The following is an 18,151-nucleotide window of genomic DNA, read 5'->3' on the forward strand; positions in this document are numbered from 1 at the left end:
CGCTGAATGCGAGCCATGCAAATATGGCATTGCTGTGTCGCGCTTCTTTGCCTATGGTAGCCGCCAAAGGCTAACCATTGGGAGGAACGAATGGCACCGCGAAAATCCGCGTCCGTTTCCAGCCGCAAGACCGTCGGCAAGCCGTCCAGGAAGGACTTCACCGGCGGCACCATCGCCGAATTCTCCAAGGAAGACGATCTAAAGGCCTACCGCGAAATGCTGCTGATCCGGCGTTTCGAGGAAAAGGCCGGCCAGCTCTACGGCATGGGCTTCATCGGCGGCTTCTGTCACCTCTATATCGGCCAGGAGGCCGTCGTCGTCGGCATGCAGATGGCGCTGAAAGAGGGCGACCAGGTCATTACCGGTTACCGCGATCATGGCCACATGCTCGCCTGCGGCATGAGCGCCCGCGGCGTGATGGCGGAACTCACCGGGCGTCGTGGCGGCCTTTCCAAGGGGAAGGGCGGCTCGATGCACATGTTCTCCAAGGAGAAGCATTTTTACGGCGGCCACGGCATCGTCGGTGCCCAGGTTTCTCTCGGCACGGGACTCGCCTTTGCCAACAGGTACCGCGCTAACGATAATGTAAGTCTCACCTACTTCGGCGATGGCGCCGCCAACCAGGGCCAGGTCTACGAAAGCTTCAACATGGCCGCGCTCTGGAAGCTGCCGGTGATCTACATCGTCGAGAACAATCGCTATGCGATGGGAACATCCGTGTCGCGTGCCTCGGCCCAGACGGATTTCTCCCAGCGCGGCGCTTCTTTCGGCATTCCCGGCTATCAGGTCGACGGCATGGACGTGCGTGCCGTCAAGGCGGCGGCGGATGAGGCTGTTGAACATGGCCGCTCCGGCAAGGGGCCGATCATTCTCGAAATGTTGACCTATCGTTACCGCGGGCACTCCATGTCCGATCCGGCGAAGTATCGCTCGAAGGACGAAGTGCAGAAGATGCGTTCGGAGCATGATCCGATCGAGCAGGTGAGGGCCCGCCTGATGGAGAAGGGCTGGGCGAACGAAGATGAGCTGAAGCAGATCGACAAGGAGGTCCGCGATATCGTGGCCGACAGTGCCGATTTTGCCCAGTCTGATCCGGAGCCGGATCCGTCCGAGCTTTACACCGACATCCTGCTTTGATCCGGGGAGGGACCAATATGCCAGTAGAAATCCTTATGCCCGCGCTTTCCCCGACCATGGAGGAAGGCACGCTCTCGAAATGGCTGAAGAACGAGGGGGACAAGGTGTCCTCCGGCGACGTCATCGCCGAGATTGAGACCGACAAGGCGACGATGGAAGTCGAAGCGGTCGATGAAGGCACGATCGGTAAGCTGCTGATTGCCGCCGGTACGGAGGGCGTCAAGGTCAATACACCGATCGCCGTGCTGCTGCAGGACGGCGAGGGTGCCGGTGACATTGCTACGGCCAAGGCCGAGGCGCCGAAAGCGGAAGCGCCGAAGCCCGCTCCTGCCGAAACGCCTGCGGCGCCGACGCCCGTCGCGGCGCAGCCGAAGGCGGAAATTCCCGCCGATCCGGCAATTCCTGCCGGAACCGAAATGGTCACTCAGACCGTGCGCGAGGCGCTTCGCGACGCGATGGCTGAAGAAATGCGCGCCAATGACGACGTCTTCGTCATGGGCGAGGAAGTTGCCGAATACCAGGGCGCCTACAAGGTCACGCAGGGCCTGCTGCAGGAATTCGGACCGCGCCGCGTCGTCGATACGCCGATCACCGAGCATGGTTTCGCCGGCGTCGGCGTGGGTGCGGCGATGACCGGGCTGCGCCCGATCGTCGAGTTCATGACCTTCAACTTCGCCATGCAGGCGATCGACCAGATCATCAACTCCGCCGCCAAGACGCTCTATATGTCCGGCGGCCAGATGGGCGCGCCGATCGTCTTCCGCGGCCCGAACGGCGCCGCCGCGCGCGTCGCCGCGCAACACTCGCAGTGCTATGCCGCCTGGTACAGCCAAATTCCGGGCCTAAAGGTGGTCATGCCCTATACGGCGGCCGACGCCAAGGGCCTCCTCAAGGCAGCCATCCGCGACCCGAACCCGGTGATCTTCCTCGAGAACGAGATCCTCTACGGCCAGTCCTTCGAAGTGCCGAAGCTCGACGATTTCGTGTTGCCGATTGGCAAGGCCCGCATCCACCGCGTCGGCAAGGATGCGACCATCGTCTCCTTCGGGATCGGCATGACCTATGCGGTGAAGGCGGCCGCCGAGCTCGAGGCACAGGGCATCGACGTCGAACTCATCGACCTTCGCACCATCCGTCCGATGGACCTTCCGACGGTCATCGAATCCGTCAAGAAAACCGGCCGACTGGTTACGGTCGAGGAAGGCTATCCGCAGTCTTCCGTCGGTACCGAGATCGCCACCCGCGTCATGCAGCAGGCCTTCGACTATCTCGATGCGCCGGTGCTGACGATCGCCGGAAAGGATGTGCCGATGCCCTATGCGGCCAATCTCGAGAAGCTCGCCTTGCCGAACGTCGCCGAAATCGTCGAGGCGGTGAAAGCCGTCTGCTACAAATAAGAGGGGGTCGTTCGATGCCAATCAACATCACCATGCCGGCCCTGTCTCCAACGATGGAAGAAGGCAATCTCGCCAAGTGGCTGGTCAAGGAAGGCGACAAGGTCAAGTCCGGCGACGTCATCGCCGAGATCGAGACCGATAAGGCGACGATGGAAGTCGAAGCCGTCGATGAGGGCACGGTTGCCAAGATCGTCGTTCCGGCCGGTACCGAGGGCGTCAAGGTCAACGCGCTGATCGCCGTCCTCGCAGAAGAGGGCGAGGATGTCTCCACCGCCGCCAAGGGCGGCAACGGTGCCGCCGCCCCGGCATCCGCCGCCAAGGCGGAAGCGGCTCCCGCCACGAGCGCCAATGCGCCCGCGCCTGCAGCAGCACCTGCGTCCAAGGCGGCTGCACCGGCGCCGGCCGCAGCACCGGCACGGACGGCGGCCACTGATGGGAAGCGCATCTTCTCCTCGCCGCTCGCCCGCCGTCTCGCAAGGGAAGCAGGCATCGATCTCACTGCGATCGCCGGATCCGGCCCCTACGGCCGCGTCGTCAAGAAGGACGTCGAGGCTGCCGCTGCCGGAGGTGTCGCAAAGCCTGCTGCCCCTGCTCCAGCCGCGGCACCGGCCCCGGCGCTTGCCAAGGGCATGTCGGAGGACGCCGTCCTCAAGCTCTTCGAACCGGGCTCCTACGAGCTCGTTCCGCATGACGGCATGCGCAAGACGATCGCCAAGCGCCTGCAGGAATCGAAGCAGACGATCCCGCATTTTTATGTTTCGGTCGATTGCGAGCTGGATGCATTGCTGGCACTTCGCGCTCAGCTCAATGCCGCTGCCCCTGAGAAGGACGGCAAGCCCGTCTACAAGCTCTCGGTCAACGACATGGTGATCAAGGCCCTGGCGCTGGCGCTTCGAGACGTTCCGGACGCGAACGTCTCCTGGACCGATGCGAACATGGTCAAGCACAAGCATGCCGATGTCGGCGTTGCCGTTTCGATCCCGGGCGGCCTGATCACGCCGATCATCCGCAGGGCGGAGTTGAAGAGCCTGTCTGCCATCTCCAACGAGATGAAGGATTTCGGCAAGCGCGCCAAGGAGCGCAAGCTGAAGCCGGAAGAGTACCAGGGCGGTACCACGGCGGTTTCCAACATGGGCATGATGGGCGTCAAGAACTTCGCCGCCGTCGTCAACCCGCCGCACGCGACGATTCTCGCCGTCGGCGCCGGCGAGGAGCGCGTCGTCGTCAGGAACAAGGAGATGGTCATCGCCAACATGATGACCGTGACGCTTTCCACCGACCATCGCTGCGTCGATGGCGCGCTCGGCGCCGAACTGCTCGCCGCCTTCAAGCGCTACATCGAAAATCCGATGGGCATGCTGGTCTGACGCGATCCGGACCGGCGTCCAGCCGGTCCTTCTCCCCTGACAAGCGAGTAGGCAGATGAAGACAGTCCTTTGCTATGGTGACAGTCTGACCTGGGGCTATGACGCAGCCGATGCCGGCCGACACGCGCTCGAAAATCGCTGGCCGAGCGTGCTGCAGCAAGCCCTCGGTCCGGACGTCAACGTTATCGCGGAAGGGTTGAACGGCCGCACAACCGCCTATGACGATCATCTTGCGGATTGCGACCGTAACGGCGCCCGCGTGCTCCCGACCGTTCTCCACAGCCACGCACCGCTCGATCTTGTTGTCTTCATGCTCGGCTCGAACGACATGAAGCCGGTGATCCACGGTACAGCTTTCGGTGCCGCAAAAGGCATCGAGCGTCTGGTCAAACTCGTCCGGCATCACGATTGGCCGACGGAGACGGAAGAGGGACCGGAAATCCTGATCGTCTCGCCGCCGCCGCTTTGCGAAACGGCCGACAGCGACTTTGCCGCGATGTTTGCCGGCGGCGTCGAGGAATCGGCGATGCTGGCTTCGCTATATCGCGACCTTGCCGACGAGCTCGATTGCGGTTTCTTCGACGCGGGTTCCGTCGCCCGGACGACGCCGCTCGACGGCGTCCATCTCGACGCCGACAACACCCGGGCGATCGGCCGTGGGCTGGAGCCGGTCGTGCGGATGATGCTCGGGCTCTGAAGATGGCGGCTCCAGCGATCCTGAGACCTGCGGCGAAAAGCGAGGCGGCGGAGCTTGCGATCCTGATCGATATCGCTTCGCATGGTTTTGCCTCCTGGCTCTGGTACGGAGGTGTGTTGAGCAAGTCGGCGGAAACCGCCTTCGAGCACGGCCGCGATCGATTGCGGCAGGATACCGGACTGGGGACGTGGCGAGACTCGGTGGTCGCCGTCGTCGAGGGCGAGATCGTCGGCGTTTCGGTGTCGTACCGGCTCGATGCATCGATCCGCGATCTGGAAGCGAAGCATCCAGTGCTCGTGCCCTTGCTTTTGCTGCAGAGGGAGCTTGTCGGTCACTGGTACATCGACAGCCTCGGCGTCTACAGGCCCCATCGCGGCAAGGGGATCGGTCGCGCTTTGTTGGAACATGAATTTGGTCGCGCCGGCTCGGCGCCGGTCAGCCTGATTACCGAAAGCCATAATGACAAGGCCCAGGCACTCTACAGGATGAATGGCTTCGAGGAGGTGGCGCGTGCAGAAGCCGTTCCGCTTTTCGAGGACATGAGAAAACATGACTGGGTGCTGTTCACCCGTAAGGTCGCTTGAAACAAAGGTAGGAAACACATGGCTGAGAATTACGACGTCATCGTTATCGGTTCGGGCCCGGGGGGCTACGTCACCGCCATCCGCTCGGCGCAACTGGGCTTGAAGACGGCGATCGTCGAGCGCGAGCACCTCGGCGGCATCTGCCTCAACTGGGGCTGTATCCCGACCAAGGCGTTGCTGCGCTCGGCCGAAATTCTCGACCATGCCAACCACGCCAAGAATTACGGGCTGACGCTCGAGGGCAGGATAACCGCCAATGTCAAGGACGTTGTCGCCCGCTCGCGAGCGGTATCCGCCCGGCTGAATGGCGGCGTTGCCTTCCTCATGAAGAAGAACAAGATCGACGTTATCTGGGGCGAGGCAAAGCTTTCAAAGCCCGGCGAAGTCGTCGTCGCAGCGCCGTCGAAACCGGCGGTTCAGCCACAGAACCCGGTTCCGAAGGGCGTCAAGGGCGAGGGCACCTACACGGCCAAGCACATTATCATCGCGACCGGCGCCCGGCCGCGGGCGCTGCCCGGCATCGAGCCGGATGGCAAGCTGATCTGGACCTATTTCGAGGCGATGAAGCCGGAAGAAATGCCGAAGACGATGGTCGTCATGGGCTCCGGCGCGATCGGCATCGAGTTTGCAAGCTTCTACCGTTCGATGGGCGTCGACGTTACCGTCATCGAGCTCCTGCCGCAGATCATGCCGGTCGAGGACGCGGAGATCTCCGCCCTTGCCCGCAAGCAGCTCGAGAAGCGTGGGCTGAAGATCTTTACCGACGCCAAGGTCACTAAGGTCGAAAAGGGTGCCAACGACGTCACCGCCCATGTTGAGACGAAGGACGGCAAGGTGACTGAGATCAAGGCGGACCGCCTGATTTCCGCCATCGGCGTCCAGGGCAATATCGAAAACCTCGGGCTCGAGGCGCTGGGGGTCGAGACCAGCCGCGGCTGCATCGTCACCGATGGCTACGGCAAGACCACTGTCGCCGGCATCTATGCGATCGGCGATGTCGCCGGACCGCCGATGCTGGCGCACAAGGCCGAGCACGAGGGCGTCATCTGCGTCGAGAAGATCGCCGGTGTTCCGGGCGTCCATGCGCTCGACAAGGGCAAGATCCCGGGCTGCACCTATTGCGACCCGCAGGTCGCCTCCGTCGGTCTCACCGAGGCGAAGGCCAAGGAACTCGGCCGCGACATCCGCGTCGGCCGCTACAGCTTCGGCGCAAATGGCAAGGCGATCGCGCTGGGCGAGGACCAGGGCCTGATCAAGACCATCTTCGACAAGAAGACCGGCGAGCTCCTGGGCGCCCATATGGTCGGCGCGGAAGTAACCGAGCTCATCCAGGGCTTCGTGGTCGCCATGAATCTGGAGACGACGGAAGAGGAACTGATGCACACGGTGTTCCCGCATCCGACGCTTTCCGAAATGATGAAGGAGAGCGTGCTCGACGCCTATGGCAAGGTGTTGAACGCCTGATGTCGAGCCCGCGGCCGGAACTTTCCATCTCCTCACGCATTGCTTGCGAGACATCGCCAATGCGTGGAGGTCGTCATGAGCCTGAACGGAGTGGGCCTTCTGGCCGCAATCATCATCGGCGGACTTGCCGGCTGGCTGGCCGAGCAATTCATGCACAGCCGGATGGGGCTGATCGCGAATATCGTCCTCGGCATCATCGGCGCCCTGGTGCTGAACTTCATCCTGGCCGCCTTCGGTATGGCCTATACCGGATGGGTTGCCTATTTGATCATCGGCTTCATCGGCGCCTGCTTGTTGATCGCGGCGGGGCGCGCCGTCAGAGGTTAGCAAGTCAGTCGCCATTCACTTGCGGTCAGGCTGCCATGCAAATGGTGGCCTGACTTTTTACGTTCAGCTCGCTATAAAGGCGGCCACGTGCGAACGGCCAGGCGCTTGCGGGACACGATAAAGGAAGACAGATGGTAACGGTTTTCGATGCGGTCTCGGATCGGGCTGAGCGGGTTCGGCATCCGGAAAAGGCGCACAGGCCGGACACGGAGGTGCTCCGCAAACCGGACTGGATCCGCGTCAAAGCGCCGACCTCGAAGGGCTATATGGAGACGCGTTCGATCGTGAAGGGCAACAAGCTCGTCACCGTCTGCGAAGAAGCCGGCTGCCCGAACATCGGCGAATGCTGGGACAAGAAGCACGCCACCTTCATGATCATGGGCGAGATCTGTACGCGCGCCTGCGCCTTCTGCAATGTCGCGACCGGCAAGCCGAACGCGCTCGATCCGGATGAACCGGCCAATGTCGGAAAAGCGGTCAAGCAGATGGGCCTGAGCCATGTCGTCATCACCTCGGTCGATCGCGACGATCTCGATGACGGTGGCGCCGAGCATTTCGAGAAGGTGATCTTCGCAATCCGCGAGGCGTCGCCCACGACGACGATCGAAATCCTGACGCCCGACTTCCTGAGAAAGCCTGGCGCGTTGGAGCGGGTCGTTGCCGCCAAGCCGGATGTCTTCAACCACAATCTCGAAACCGTCGCCTCCAACTATCTGACCGTACGGCCGGGTGCGCGCTACTTCCATTCGATCCGGCTCCTGCAGCGGGTGAAGGAACTCGACCCGTCGATGTTCACCAAATCCGGGATCATGGTCGGCCTCGGCGAGGAGCGGAACGAGGTCTTGCAACTGATGGATGATCTGCGCACCGCCGACGTCGATTTCCTCACGATCGGCCAATACCTCCAGCCGACCCGCAAGCACCATAAGGTCGAGAAATTCGTCACCCCGGACGAGTTCAAGTCCTACGAGACCGTTGCCTATACCAAGGGCTTCCTGATGGTCTCGTCGAGCCCGCTCACCCGCTCGTCGCACCACGCCGGCGAGGATTTCGCCCGGCTGAAAGAGGCGCGGGAGAAGAGGCTGGCGGCGGCGGAGTAATTTGGCGGCTACGACGGCTGGTCGCTTGCTGCATCAAGTATAAGATTGTAAACCGCAACCTTCGGATGTGATCACTCGAGGGAGGCTTCGATGCAACCTGCCGAGGTTGGTGCCTGCTGGGAAGCGAATGCCGAGAATTGGACGAGGTTCTCGCGCGCTGGCTACGACATCTATCGCGACGCGCTGAATACCCCCGCTTTTCTCGATATGCTTCCGCCGATCAGCGGCTTGCGCGGGCTCGATCTCGGCTGCGGCGAAGGGACCAACACCCGTCGTCTGGCCGACCTCGGGGCGCGGATGAGCGCTATTGATATCGCGCCGACCTTCATCCGCCATGCTCGGGAACAGGAGGCGAATGATCCTCGTGGGATCGATTATCTGCTTGGCGATGGAGGAGATTTGCCATTCGATGACGGTGAGTTCGATTTCGTGACCGCTTTCATGTCATTGATGGACATGCCCGACCAGGATCGTGTCCTAAAGGGGGTGCGCCGTGTGCTCCGCGAAGGCGGTTTCTTTCAGTTCTCCATTCTCCACCCTTGTTTCGTGCCGCCGCACCGCAAGACCATTCGGGACGAGAAAGGGGATTGCCGGGCCGTTGAAGTCGCGAATTATTTCGACGAGACCGATGGGCGCGTCGAGACATGGCTGTTTTCGTCGATACCGGCCGACGAGCGAGAGAATGTCGCTCCGTTTCGCGTCCCGCGGTTTCATCGGACGCTCAGCACCTGGATGTCGATGATCATTGGCACCGATTTCCAAATAGAGGAACTCCGCGAGCCGATGGCATCGCCGGAGACGGCTCGACGCCATCCTGCGGTGGCAGACACGCGTGTGGTGCCGATGTTTCTCCACGTTCGCTTGCGAAGGCCGGTACCTTGATGGTCGAGTTACCGGCAGCGGTGGCTCAAAGTTCACTCTAACGAATAGAGGTAAGCGGCGACGTGGCGGGCTTCGGCTGCGGAAATGCCGGTCTCCGGCATAGCCGTTTGCGGATCGACATCGTGTGGGTGCTCTATCCAGCGGATGAGGTTTTCGGGTGAGTTGGGGAGAACGCCAGCGATGTAGACGCGATCGCCGATACCGCCGAGCGGAGGGCCGACGCGCCTGTCGGCCCCTGGTACGCCGGGAACGATATGGCAGCCACGGCAGCCGTAACGCGTCAGCAGTGGAGGGGCCTGCGCCGGATCGCCGCCGGTGAGAGCAATCGCCGCTGATCGGCGTTCCAAAACAGCCTTCCAGCGGTAGCCGCCATAGATGAGACTTGCCAGTATCGCTGTCGCGACACGAATAGCAGCCTGCGTGTGCGGCCATCAGCGGGTAGGGAAGCCATGGCGATCTTTCTCGTCGAGGGAGGCGCTGGATCCACCGATCCAGAGGGCGGCAAGGGCAAGGGCTGCCACAAGATAGATCATGCCGCCCGGCACCCACATGATCAGGCCGGCAAGTTGTTGATCCTCAAGCGGCGACAGGCCCCATTCTGCCGCGGCATGGCCCTGCGCGGGATAGAGCGGCGTGCGCGAGAGGGAAAGCAGGATGCCGAGGAAGCCGGAATGAAGCGTGGTCGCAAAAAGACAGAAGATGGACACGCCGTAGGCCTCCCGTCCGACCCCGAAGAGCAGTGCCCACCAGAACAGGAGCGCGGTAAAAAGGAAGCTGAGGTGCTGTAACCAATGCACCGGTTGCTCGAGCAATGCAGCCTCGTACAAGCCCGGCGCGTGCCAGAGCCACAGGGCTATTGCATGGAGCACAGTCGCGGAAAACGGGCTGGCAGCCTTGCGGAAGGGCGTCAGAACGATGCTGCTCCTTAGCGCCTTGCCGGCGGTCAGCCGAGCCCTGTGGGGCAGCGCCCATAGGAGGGGTGCGAGCGGTCGCGACAGGACGAGGAGCGGCGCAGCGACCACGATTAGGATTTGGTGTTCGATCATGTGGGCGATGAACAGTTCCGTCGCGAGCCTTTCCAGCGGCGAGACCATTGCGACCGCCAAGGAAAGCCAACCGGCAGCAAAGCACGCGGCCCGTCCCAGATGGATGGTTCGACCCAGTCCGGATGCCGCCCAGAGTCGAGACATACCAAGGCCATAGGCCAGGGCCGCCAGGGCTAGTGGCAGCGCCGCAAAGAAGAAGGCCCAGGAGACCTCGGACCCTAGGGCCGGGTCGTGCGCCTCAGCGTCGTAGGCGACGATCGTGAACACGGCGGTGAGGGTGATCCTCATCGCTCGCACCCGGTGAGGAAGAGATTGGCTGTCGCATGCAGCAGGATCGCGGTCGTGAAGAGCGCCGAAGTCGCGCTCCCGATCAGCGCCAGGAAGCCGTGCGGTCGGTTTTCGACTTGCCCGAACAGCTCCGGCCGGCCACGCGCCGACCAGGCCCGCCAGGACAGCGCTCCGGAGAGGGCGCTGACGAGTGCCAGCAGAAGTCCGGCTATCAGCACCAGGGGCAGGCCGGTGCTGCAGGTGAGCCCCGGCAGCATGTAGTTGAGTTGAGTGCTGAGCAGCCAGGCGGCTGGGCTGACGTAAAGACCGGCGGAGGGAAGTCCATGATCGATGAATCTTGCGATCATAGCTGTGACACCCAATAAAGGACGACATAGGTCGGCAACCAGGAGATGACGACGAAATACCAGTAGAAGGCATTGTCCTCGACATCGCTGAAGCGCCTGCCGAAGCCGTGTCGGGTGAACATCAGCACCGTCACCACGACGGTGTCGACGACATCGGTGACGAGATGGACCGCGTGAAGGCCGAGAATGGTCCAGAGCAGCGAGCCATAGGCATTGAAGTCCCAGCGCACGGGGAGCACGGCGAACTCCATGAAGCGCAGGCCCGCGAGCAGCACGCCGATGCCGCTCATTATGACGAGAAGGATGCGGACCTTGAACAGGTTCTCTTCGCGCGCAGCAGCCTCCACCAGGTAATTGGGTACGAGGCTCGCCAGTGACACGAGTGTGAAAAGGCCCGACCAGAACAGGGGTGGAGGCGGTCCGAGAGGCCAGTCCCGATTGAGGAAAGCAAGATATAGATACCCGCCGAGCGCGAGGGCGAAGCCCGTGCCTTCCAGCACGCAGAAGGCGAGCGTGCCCCACCACATCGTCATGCGCGGACCGAATGCGTAGTTCGGCAGGTCCGAGAGATCGCGGACGACGCGGTGGTCCATCTACTTGTCCTCCTCTATGCTCTTCGGCCAGAACCAGGCGATGATGACAAAAGCAGCGAGGGGGGCGCCCCAGGCGACCGCCCATGGTGTGAAGATGCTGCCGATGAAGACCGCTCCAACGGCGATCGCGGAGACGAACGGCCAGATCGTCGGATCGGGGGAACTCTCCTTGAGATCGGGCAGTGCCCGCGTGGCGGTGGTGATGACCACTTCCCGCTTGTCGACGGCAAGCCCGCTGACCACGGGCAGCGCCTGGCGTTCTGCCCAGAGCGGTTCGCGGCTGGTTACAAACGGAATGCGATCGAAGTTGTGCGGTGGTGGCGGCGAAGCGGTGGCCCACTCGAGGCTTGAGGCGTCCCATGGATTGTCGCCGGCAATTTCGCCGTCGCGCAGACTGGCGGCGACGTTGAAAAGGAAGAGGAGAAAGCTTGCGACGAACAGCGTCGCGCCAAGGGTAGAGACAAGGTTGAGACCGTCCCAGCCCATCTCGGCGGGATAGGTGTAGACCCGGCGGGGCATGCCCCTGAGGCCGGCCAGGTGCATCGGGAAGAAGGCGACGTTGAAGCCGATGATCGCCAACCAGAAATGCCAGCGACCGAGCCGTTCGCTCATCATCCGGCCGGTGAACTTGGGAAACCAGTAGTAGATCGCGCCCAGCAGCGGGAAAACCGCGCCGCCGATCAGCACATAGTGAAAGTGGGCGACCACGAAATATGTATCGTGGACTTGGGTGTCGATCGGTACGGAGGCAAGCATGATACCGGATAGCCCACCCGCGACGAAGATGAAGAAGAATCCGAGCACGAATAGGAGCGGGGTGCGATAGACCGGCCGGCCATCCCATAGCGTTGCGATCCAGCAGAAGATCTGAATGCCGGTTGGGATCGCAATCATCATGCTCGAAGCGGTGAAGAAAGTTGCACCGAGCTGCGGCAGGCCGGTGGTGAACATGTGATGCACCCACAGCCCGAAGGAGAGGAAGCCGGTGGCGATCAGCGAGAGCACGATCGCGGGATAGCCGAACACCGGACGGCGGGCGAAGGTCGCGATGATGGCGGAGACGAATGCGGTGCCCGGGAGGAAGATGATATAAACCTCCGGGTGGCCGAAAAACCAGAAGAGGTGTTGCCAGAGCAGCGGATCGCCTCCTTCGGCCTGATTGAAGAAATGGGTATCCAGCAGGCGATCGAGAATGAGCAGGGACGAGGCCAGCATCACTGCGGGCATTGCGAAAATGATAAGGAACGCATTGACGAACATCGCCCAGACAAAAAGCGGGATACGGTCGAGCGTCATGCCCGGCGCCCTGAGCTTCAGCACCGTGACGACGATCTCGACGGCGACGGCGAGCGCCGCGACCTCGGTAAAGGTGACCATCTGCGCCCAGAAGTCGGCTCTCTTGCCGGGGGAAAACTCCGGGCCGGCAAGCGGGACGTAAGAGAACCAGCCATTATCCGCACCGACATTGAGTGCGAAAGCGATCCAGATCATCAGTCCGCCGAAGAGATAGACGTAGTAGGAGAAGGCGTTGAGCCTCGGGAAGGCGATGTTGCGCGTACCAACCATCAGCGGCACGAGATAGACGGCGATTGCCTCTCCGATCGGCACGCCGAAGAGGAACATCATCGTCGTCCCGTGCATGGTGAAGATCTGATTGTAGAGATCCGGCCCGATCAGCGAATTCTCAGGCCGCGCCAGCTGCAGACGCATCGCGACCGCCGCGAGCCCGCCGAGAACAAGAAAGAAGAAACCAGTGACGATGTAACGCCGGCCGATGAGCTTGTGATCAACGGTGGACAGAGCTCCTATGAGTCCGCCGGCCGTACCCCACGTGGCGGCAAGCCGCGCCGGCAGCTCGCCGTCGGTGACATCGGTATCGAGCGTTTCCTTGTTCTCGTGTGGTCGGAGCGCCGTCTCGCTCACTTCAGGCCCTCCAGATAGCGCGCCAGCGGCTCGACTTCCTCGGCGTTCAGTTTGATGAGAGGCATGTGCGCGCCGGGCTTGATGCCCTGCGGGTCGACGATCCAGGCAGCGAGGTTGCCGCGGCCGTTGGGCAGGGTGCCGGCGGCGATGTGGAGACGGCTGCCGATGTGGGTCAGGTCGGGCGCGACCTTCCCCGCGGCCGGCGTGCCGCGGATCTGGTGACACATCACGCAGGGTCTGCTCAGGAAGATCTGCATTCCGCGTTTACGGACAGGATCATCGGGTGGTTCGGCCGCACTGATCTGGCTCTCGCGCCAGCGTTCGAAGTCCTCGAGACTATGCGCGACGACCGTGATGGCCATATGCGCGTGCTGCCAGCCGCAAAATTCTGTGCATTGACCACGGAACACGCCTTCCTTCGACGCCTGGATGACGAGCCGGTTCTCGCGACCGGGTATGGCATCCATCTTGCCTGCGAGGTTCGGTACCCAGAACGAGTGGATGACGTCTGCGGACTCCAGCTTGACGTGCACCGGCTGGCCGACGGGAACATGGATTTCGTTGGCGGTGGTAAACTGCCGCGAAGGCCCGGGATCCTCGTAGGTCACCTCCCACCACCATTGATGGCCCTTTACCTTCAGGGTCAGAGGGGCCTCGCCACCCGAAAACAGCGCGCGCTGCGCCCCGTAGCTCACCACCGTCAGCGCGACGACGACGACAAGGGTGAGCGCGGCTGCGGCACCGACTGTTCGCGCCATGCCTCGCTCGGGTCGCGTGTTGAGCTCGAGAGGCTCCGTTCGCGCAGGGTGCCGGCGGAGAAGCGCGACGACCAGCGCCGTCATTGTGAGGAGCCAGACCGCCGAGAGCACCGCGGTGAACACCCAGAACAAGCCTGCGAGGAGATCCGCCTGCGGCCCCTGGGGATCGAGCGAGGATTGCCAGCCCGAGCAAGCGGTGAGGAGGAGGAGCGGAGGTGTGAGCAGGGCCGGGCGGCAGCAGCGCATCTCAGCCTCACTGGGGCGCCTGGCCGGATGGCGGTACCGTTCCGCCAGTGACAGCTGGCGAGGAGGGCAAGCGATGCTCGGACGGCCTCGGCATCAGGTCGTCGTTCCGGCCCGGCGCAGCGTCCATCGGGACGTGGCGACCCATGGAGCGGACATATCCCGCAATCTGCATGATCAGCTCATCGGGAATTTTCCCGCGGAAGCTGGGCATGCCGTTCGGGCGGCCCTCCCCAATGCTTTGCACGATATTCTGGAACTCGCCTCCGTAGATCCATCGGTCGTCCATGAGTGCCGGGCCGGAGCCGCCGCCGCCGTTAGCGTGGCAGCCTTTGCAGTTGAACCAGGTGAAGAGCCGCTTGCCTTCGCTCAGATGGTAGGCGTTCTCTTCATAGGCTTTCCCTGTGTCGGCCCGCATTTCGGTTCCGCCGGGACCCGGGGCTATGCTGGACAGGGCTATCGCGGCGTCCCCTTCGCCTGCCACTGGAGATGGGCGAAACTCGCGGTCCTCGCGCTCGCAGGCGCTGAGAAAGACAAGAGCGGCAGCGATCGGCGGGAGGCGCTTCATGGTTCGCTGCCCAGCAACGGGGGTGAGCGCGGAAGGCGCGGGACGTCGTATTCGGAGAGGATCGCATCGATCCGCGGTGCGAGCTTCGTCAACGCCGCGTCAATCTCGGAAAGCAGGGCGGTGTCACCTTTGCGCACCGCCATGGAAATATCCCAGGCCATCGGCAGGTCCGACTCGTCTAAGGGGCTGACAAGTTTCACGCTCAACGGCGGCCTTTCGCGTGCGGCGAAGTAGCCGCCGAGCGGGCCCCAGGCGAGCGCGATGTCGATCTCGCCGAGCGCGACCGCGGAGATGATTTTTGCCGCAGGAGCGGCCTCGCTGTAGTCGCCGTAGAGCATGTAGCCTCGGACATTGTCGATGATGCCCCTGCGGGTCAGCGCATGCGCGGGCGGTGTGTTCCAGCCGTCGTCCCCGATGAGCTGAACGCCGATCAGCTGGTGCCGCAGGGCCGGGTCGTCGAAGGATGTGACCGGCGGAGTTCCATCGCGCGCGACAAAGACGTAGGCCGAGCGGTAGTAAGGACGTGTGGTTCTCACGCCTTCCAGTTCCGTAGGAACGCCAAGGACCAGATCGCAGCGTCCTGCATTGAGCGTCTCGCGCAAGAAGCCGCGGCGCTGCGCCCGCCAGGTGTAGGCGAGCCTGGCGCCGAGTTCGCCCGCAAGCAGTTCGGCTATTCGGTTTTCGAAGCCCTTTGTGCTGCTGCTGGAGAATGGCAGGTTATTGGGGTCGGCGCAGACCCTCAGTTCGCGTGCCGCCGCCGCCGACGCGAAGAGGCAGAACAGCATGGCCCCTGCAGTCCTAAGGCAACGCGAAGGCATAGAGCGTGCCTCCCTTGGTGGTGACGTCCTTGAGGTCGGCCATGGCGTTGACGAATCCGAGGGCCGCGGTGCCATCGCGCGGGTCGAGGTCGCCGGAGACGATCGAACCCGCCCAGCCGCCGACGCCTGACAATATGGCGACATACTGCTTACCGTCAGGCCCGCGATAGGTCGTCGGCTGACCGATGATGCCGGAGGAGGTCTTGAACTGCCAGAGCACTTCGCCCGTCCTCGCGTCTGCCGCTTTGAACCAGCCTTCCATGTTGCCGTAGAAGATGAGGCCGCCCGCAGTGGCCAGCGTGCCGCCCCAGACGGGGAAACGCTCCTTGATGGTCCAGACTTCCTTGCCGGCGACGACATCCCAGGCGGAGAGTTCGCCGCGATGGCCGCCCGGGCCCGCATGCATCCGCACTTCCGCGCCCACATATGGCGTGCCGGCGATGTAATTCGCCTCGGTGCTCTCCCAATCCATGCAGAGATTATTGTGCGGAATATAGAGGAGTCCGGTCTGGTGGGAAAACGAGGACGGACTCCAGTCCTTTGCTCCAGGCGCCGTTGGGCAGACGTCGCGGATCACCTCGTTCTCATGCGGATATTTTCCCGCGTTGATCTTGATCCGGCCGGTCTTCAGGTCAACGCCCTGATGCGTGTTGACGGGGTGGTAGAAGTTGGCGGAGAGCACTTCGCCGGTGGTCCGGTCCAGCAGGTAAACCAGTCCGTTCCGGTCGGGGTGCACCAAAGCCTTGCGCGTCTTTCCCTGCCACTCCACGTCGACGAGAATGTTTTCATTTATGCCATCCCAGTCGTGTAGATCGTGCGGGTTCCATTGATAAGCCCAGCGCGCTTCGCCGGTGTCGGGATCGCGCGCGAAGACGGTGTTGGTCCACTTGTTATCGCCCGGTCGCTGGTTTGGGTTCCACGGTCCGGGGTTGGCCGTACCATGGAAGATGAGGTCTAGTTCAGGGTCGTAGGTGGTGAATCCCCAGACGGTGCCGCCGCCAATCTCCCAGGCATTGGGCGGCCATGTCGCGACCCCGAGGTCCTGCCCGCGGTCCTGTTCGTAGAACGGCTTGAATTCCGCTCCGATCTTCACGTCACGATCCGGCCCGGTGCTGTAGGCCTTCCACAGGGACTTGCCGTCCGCAGCATCGAGCGCCTGGATCCAACCTCGCACGCCATATTCGCCGCCGGATATGCCGACGATCACCTTGTCCTTTACGACCAGCGGCGCCATCGTCATCGTCTCGCCGCGGTTGATTTCCCCGAGCTTGACGTTCCAGGCCTCCCGACCGGTCTCCGCGTCGAGGGCGACGACGTGAGCATCGAGCGTGGTGAAGAAAAGCCTGCCATCGGAATAAGTCGGCCCGCGGTTGACGACGTCGCAGCAGGCAACGCCTTGGGACGAGGCATCGGGCTTGGGATTATACTGCCATTTCAGGGGCGCGCCGGGCCGCGTGAGATCCAGCGCATAAACGATATTTGGGTAGGGCGAGATGATGAACATCGACCCGCCGACGACAAGCGGTGCGCCCTCGTGACCCTTGTTGACCCCAGTCGAGAAAGTGAAAGCAACCCTGAGGTCCTTCACGTTATCGGTCGTTATCTCTGAAAGGCCGCTGTAGCGAGTGGCAGCCGTGTCCTTGGTCGGCATCGTCCAATTCGCGTCATCCGGCGCGATGGCAAAGGGAGGAGCGGTCACAGCCGGCCGAGCGTCTTGCTGCTGGCTGAAGGAACTCGAAGACGAAAGAGCGAGAACCGCTGCCAAATAGCAGCATCGGCAAAGTGATAAACGCATGTTTGTGCCCGATACAGGTGCAGCCCGCGGGAAACCGCCGAGACGGTGAATTGTTCCTGCGAGACCGCGGGCCTGGAACCCGGCTTCACAAAGCGCGTTTCAGCAGCAAAGGAGGAGACGAATGAGCCTCCGAAAGGATCTGCGCGTTTTCCGCGAGCCCGGCTTCTATATCTCCGCTGTCTTTGCGGTCGTGTTTCTCGGAGTTCTGCTTGTCTTCGGCGGTCTGGCGGTGTCCTAGCGCACAGGATGACCTCGATATATCTTTTTGGTGCATCGCCCACGGCCGGATGGAACAAGAAGCGCGGCACACAACTTGGCGCGCTCCTTGATCTTCCTTGCGCATGCCCTTAACTGCAATTCATGCCGCATTTCGAAACCAACCATGTCGTCAAACATACGGCCGAACAAATGTTCGACCTCGTCGCCGATGTCGAACGCTATCCGGAGTTCCTGCCGCTCTGCGAGGGCTTGAGCGTGCGCTCGCAAAGGGAGCGCGATGGCAAGGTGCTGCTGCTGGCGGACATGACGGTCGGCTACAAGGCGATCCGCGAGACCTTCACCACGCAGGTGCTGCTCAAGAAGGCAGAGCTGATGATCGACGTCAACTACATCGAAGGGCCGTTCAAATATCTCGACAATCTCTGGCGCTTCGAGCCGGTGAGTGACAGCCAGTCGATCGTTCATTTCTGCATCGACTACGAATTCAAGAGCCGCCTCTTGGGTGCGCTGATGGGCTCGATGTTCGATCGGGCCTTCGGCATGTTTTCGGAAGCCTTCGAGAAGCGGGCTGACGTGATCTACGGTTCCTGAGCTGATA

19 protein-coding genes are annotated in these 18,151 nt (G+C 62.5%); 10 read left to right on the plus strand and 9 right to left on the minus strand.

Features of this window, described 5'->3' with window-relative positions:
• The first annotated feature begins 90 nt into the window (after positions 1–90).
• The 9 genes from pdhA to J2Z31_RS21750 all read left to right on the plus strand — a co-directional run bounded on the left by pdhA (position 91) and on the right by J2Z31_RS21750 (position 8,955).
• Complete coding sequence (gene pdhA, locus J2Z31_RS21710) at positions 91–1,137, plus strand: pyruvate dehydrogenase (acetyl-transferring) E1 component subunit alpha (protein ID WP_209604535.1); 1,047 nt, start codon at positions 91–93, stop codon at positions 1,135–1,137.
• Positions 1,138–1,154: 17 nt separating this feature from the next.
• A complete protein-coding gene (locus J2Z31_RS21715; RefSeq protein WP_209604537.1) occupies positions 1,155–2,534 on the plus strand; it encodes a pyruvate dehydrogenase complex E1 component subunit beta in 1,380 nt (459 codons plus the stop codon).
• A 14-nt stretch (positions 2,535–2,548) separates the two neighbouring features.
• Positions 2,549–3,901 carry a pyruvate dehydrogenase complex dihydrolipoamide acetyltransferase gene (locus tag J2Z31_RS21720; RefSeq protein WP_209604539.1) on the plus strand — a complete coding sequence of 451 codons (1,353 nt, stop codon included), beginning with the start codon at positions 2,549–2,551 and terminating at the stop codon, positions 3,899–3,901.
• Between the two features lie 55 nt (positions 3,902–3,956).
• Positions 3,957–4,598: an SGNH/GDSL hydrolase family protein gene (locus J2Z31_RS21725; RefSeq protein ID WP_209604541.1), complete on the plus strand. Its 642-nt coding sequence runs from the start codon at positions 3,957–3,959 to the stop codon at positions 4,596–4,598.
• Between the two features lie 2 nt (positions 4,599–4,600).
• Positions 4,601–5,182 carry a GNAT family N-acetyltransferase gene (locus J2Z31_RS21730; protein ID WP_209604543.1) on the plus strand — a complete coding sequence of 194 codons (582 nt, stop codon included), beginning with the start codon at positions 4,601–4,603 and terminating at the stop codon, positions 5,180–5,182.
• Positions 5,183–5,200: 18 nt separating this feature from the next.
• The gene (lpdA, locus tag J2Z31_RS21735) at positions 5,201–6,646 is read left to right on the plus strand and encodes a dihydrolipoyl dehydrogenase (protein WP_209604545.1); all 1,446 of its coding nucleotides are present in this window, start codon (positions 5,201–5,203) and stop codon (positions 6,644–6,646) included.
• Between the two features lie 75 nt (positions 6,647–6,721).
• On the plus strand, positions 6,722–6,973 hold the full coding sequence (locus J2Z31_RS21740; RefSeq protein WP_209604547.1) for a GlsB/YeaQ/YmgE family stress response membrane protein: 252 nt from the start codon (positions 6,722–6,724) through the stop codon (positions 6,971–6,973).
• Positions 6,974–7,104: 131 nt separating this feature from the next.
• Entirely contained in the window at positions 7,105–8,073 is a 969-nt protein-coding gene (gene lipA, locus J2Z31_RS21745) for a lipoyl synthase (RefSeq protein WP_209604549.1), read from the plus strand.
• 90 nt (positions 8,074–8,163) lie between these two features.
• On the plus strand, positions 8,164–8,955 hold the full coding sequence (locus J2Z31_RS21750) for a class I SAM-dependent methyltransferase (protein ID WP_209604551.1): 792 nt from the start codon (positions 8,164–8,166) through the stop codon (positions 8,953–8,955).
• A gap of 32 nt (positions 8,956–8,987) precedes the next feature.
• Here J2Z31_RS21750 and J2Z31_RS21755 read toward each other — a convergent pair whose 3' ends face one another.
• From J2Z31_RS21755 to J2Z31_RS21795, 9 genes are all read right to left on the minus strand, one after another.
• Entirely contained in the window at positions 8,988–9,302 is a 315-nt protein-coding gene (locus tag J2Z31_RS21755) for a c-type cytochrome (protein WP_234939580.1), read from the minus strand.
• A gap of 84 nt (positions 9,303–9,386) precedes the next feature.
• Positions 9,387–10,289 (minus strand): cytochrome c oxidase assembly protein, encoded by a 903-nt coding sequence (locus J2Z31_RS21760; RefSeq protein WP_209604553.1) that lies wholly within the window; start codon positions 10,287–10,289, stop codon positions 9,387–9,389.
• Positions 10,286–10,636, minus strand: a complete 351-nt coding sequence (locus tag J2Z31_RS21765; RefSeq protein WP_209604555.1) for a hypothetical protein — start codon at positions 10,634–10,636, stop codon at positions 10,286–10,288. The genes J2Z31_RS21760 and J2Z31_RS21765 overlap by 4 nt, the downstream gene beginning before the upstream one ends.
• Entirely contained in the window at positions 10,633–11,229 is a 597-nt protein-coding gene (locus tag J2Z31_RS21770; protein ID WP_209604557.1) for a cytochrome c oxidase subunit 3, read from the minus strand. The genes J2Z31_RS21765 and J2Z31_RS21770 overlap by 4 nt, the downstream gene beginning before the upstream one ends.
• Positions 11,230–13,152, minus strand: a complete 1,923-nt coding sequence (gene ctaD, locus J2Z31_RS21775; RefSeq protein ID WP_209604559.1) for a cytochrome c oxidase subunit I — start codon at positions 13,150–13,152, stop codon at positions 11,230–11,232.
• Positions 13,149–14,156, minus strand: coding sequence for a cytochrome c oxidase subunit II (gene coxB / locus J2Z31_RS21780; protein WP_209604561.1), 1,008 nt, complete (start codon positions 14,154–14,156; stop codon positions 13,149–13,151). Before coxB ends, ctaD begins: the two co-directional genes overlap by 4 nt.
• Before the next feature lie 7 nt (positions 14,157–14,163).
• The gene (locus J2Z31_RS21785; protein ID WP_209604563.1) at positions 14,164–14,721 is read right to left on the minus strand and encodes a c-type cytochrome; all 558 of its coding nucleotides are present in this window, start codon (positions 14,719–14,721) and stop codon (positions 14,164–14,166) included.
• Positions 14,718–15,539, minus strand: a complete 822-nt coding sequence (locus tag J2Z31_RS21790) for a substrate-binding domain-containing protein (protein WP_209604565.1) — start codon at positions 15,537–15,539, stop codon at positions 14,718–14,720. The genes J2Z31_RS21785 and J2Z31_RS21790 overlap by 4 nt, the downstream gene beginning before the upstream one ends.
• Positions 15,520–17,334: a methanol/ethanol family PQQ-dependent dehydrogenase gene (locus J2Z31_RS21795; protein ID WP_209604567.1), complete on the minus strand. Its 1,815-nt coding sequence runs from the start codon at positions 17,332–17,334 to the stop codon at positions 15,520–15,522. Before J2Z31_RS21795 ends, J2Z31_RS21790 begins: the two co-directional genes overlap by 20 nt.
• Positions 17,335–17,694: 360 nt before the next feature.
• On the opposite strand from J2Z31_RS21795, the gene J2Z31_RS21800 reads away from it, so the two are divergent.
• Positions 17,695–18,144: a type II toxin-antitoxin system RatA family toxin gene (locus J2Z31_RS21800; RefSeq protein ID WP_209604569.1), complete on the plus strand. Its 450-nt coding sequence runs from the start codon at positions 17,695–17,697 to the stop codon at positions 18,142–18,144.
• The last annotated feature ends 7 nt before the right edge of the window (positions 18,145–18,151 follow it).

Source organism: Sinorhizobium kostiense (genome assembly GCF_017874595.1).
GTDB lineage: Bacteria > Pseudomonadota > Alphaproteobacteria > Rhizobiales > Rhizobiaceae > Sinorhizobium > Sinorhizobium kostiense.

What these genes read in the sequence shown, in the direction of transcription:
- J2Z31_RS21725 (WP_209604541.1), top strand. Translation starts at nt 3,957, where the DNA reads ATGAAGACAGTCCTTTGCTATGGTGACAGTCTGACCTGGGGCTATGAC.
- J2Z31_RS21730 (WP_209604543.1), top strand. Translation starts at nt 4,601, where the DNA reads ATGGCGGCTCCAGCGATCCTGAGACCTGCGGCGAAAAGCGAGGCGGCG.
- lipA (WP_209604549.1), top strand. Translation starts at nt 7,105, where the DNA reads ATGGTAACGGTTTTCGATGCGGTCTCGGATCGGGCTGAGCGGGTTCGG.
- J2Z31_RS21795 (WP_209604567.1), bottom strand. Translation starts at nt 17,334, where the DNA reads ATGCGTTTATCACTTTGCCGATGCTGCTATTTGGCAGCGGTTCTCGCT.
- J2Z31_RS21785 (WP_209604563.1), bottom strand. Translation starts at nt 14,721, where the DNA reads ATGAAGCGCCTCCCGCCGATCGCTGCCGCTCTTGTCTTTCTCAGCGCC.
- pdhA (WP_209604535.1), top strand. Translation starts at nt 91, where the DNA reads ATGGCACCGCGAAAATCCGCGTCCGTTTCCAGCCGCAAGACCGTCGGC.
- coxB (WP_209604561.1), bottom strand. Translation starts at nt 14,156, where the DNA reads ATGCGCTGCTGCCGCCCGGCCCTGCTCACACCTCCGCTCCTCCTCCTC.
- J2Z31_RS21720 (WP_209604539.1), top strand. Translation starts at nt 2,549, where the DNA reads ATGCCAATCAACATCACCATGCCGGCCCTGTCTCCAACGATGGAAGAA.
- J2Z31_RS21740 (WP_209604547.1), top strand. Translation starts at nt 6,722, where the DNA reads ATGAGCCTGAACGGAGTGGGCCTTCTGGCCGCAATCATCATCGGCGGA.
- J2Z31_RS21770 (WP_209604557.1), bottom strand. Translation starts at nt 11,229, where the DNA reads ATGGACCACCGCGTCGTCCGCGATCTCTCGGACCTGCCGAACTACGCA.
- J2Z31_RS21790 (WP_209604565.1), bottom strand. Translation starts at nt 15,539, where the DNA reads ATGCCTTCGCGTTGCCTTAGGACTGCAGGGGCCATGCTGTTCTGCCTC.
- J2Z31_RS21800 (WP_209604569.1), top strand. Translation starts at nt 17,695, where the DNA reads ATGCCGCATTTCGAAACCAACCATGTCGTCAAACATACGGCCGAACAA.
- J2Z31_RS21760 (WP_209604553.1), bottom strand. Translation starts at nt 10,289, where the DNA reads ATGAGGATCACCCTCACCGCCGTGTTCACGATCGTCGCCTACGACGCT.
- J2Z31_RS21750 (WP_209604551.1), top strand. Translation starts at nt 8,164, where the DNA reads ATGCAACCTGCCGAGGTTGGTGCCTGCTGGGAAGCGAATGCCGAGAAT.
- J2Z31_RS21765 (WP_209604555.1), bottom strand. Translation starts at nt 10,636, where the DNA reads ATGATCGCAAGATTCATCGATCATGGACTTCCCTCCGCCGGTCTTTAC.
- lpdA (WP_209604545.1), top strand. Translation starts at nt 5,201, where the DNA reads ATGGCTGAGAATTACGACGTCATCGTTATCGGTTCGGGCCCGGGGGGC.
- J2Z31_RS21715 (WP_209604537.1), top strand. Translation starts at nt 1,155, where the DNA reads ATGCCAGTAGAAATCCTTATGCCCGCGCTTTCCCCGACCATGGAGGAA.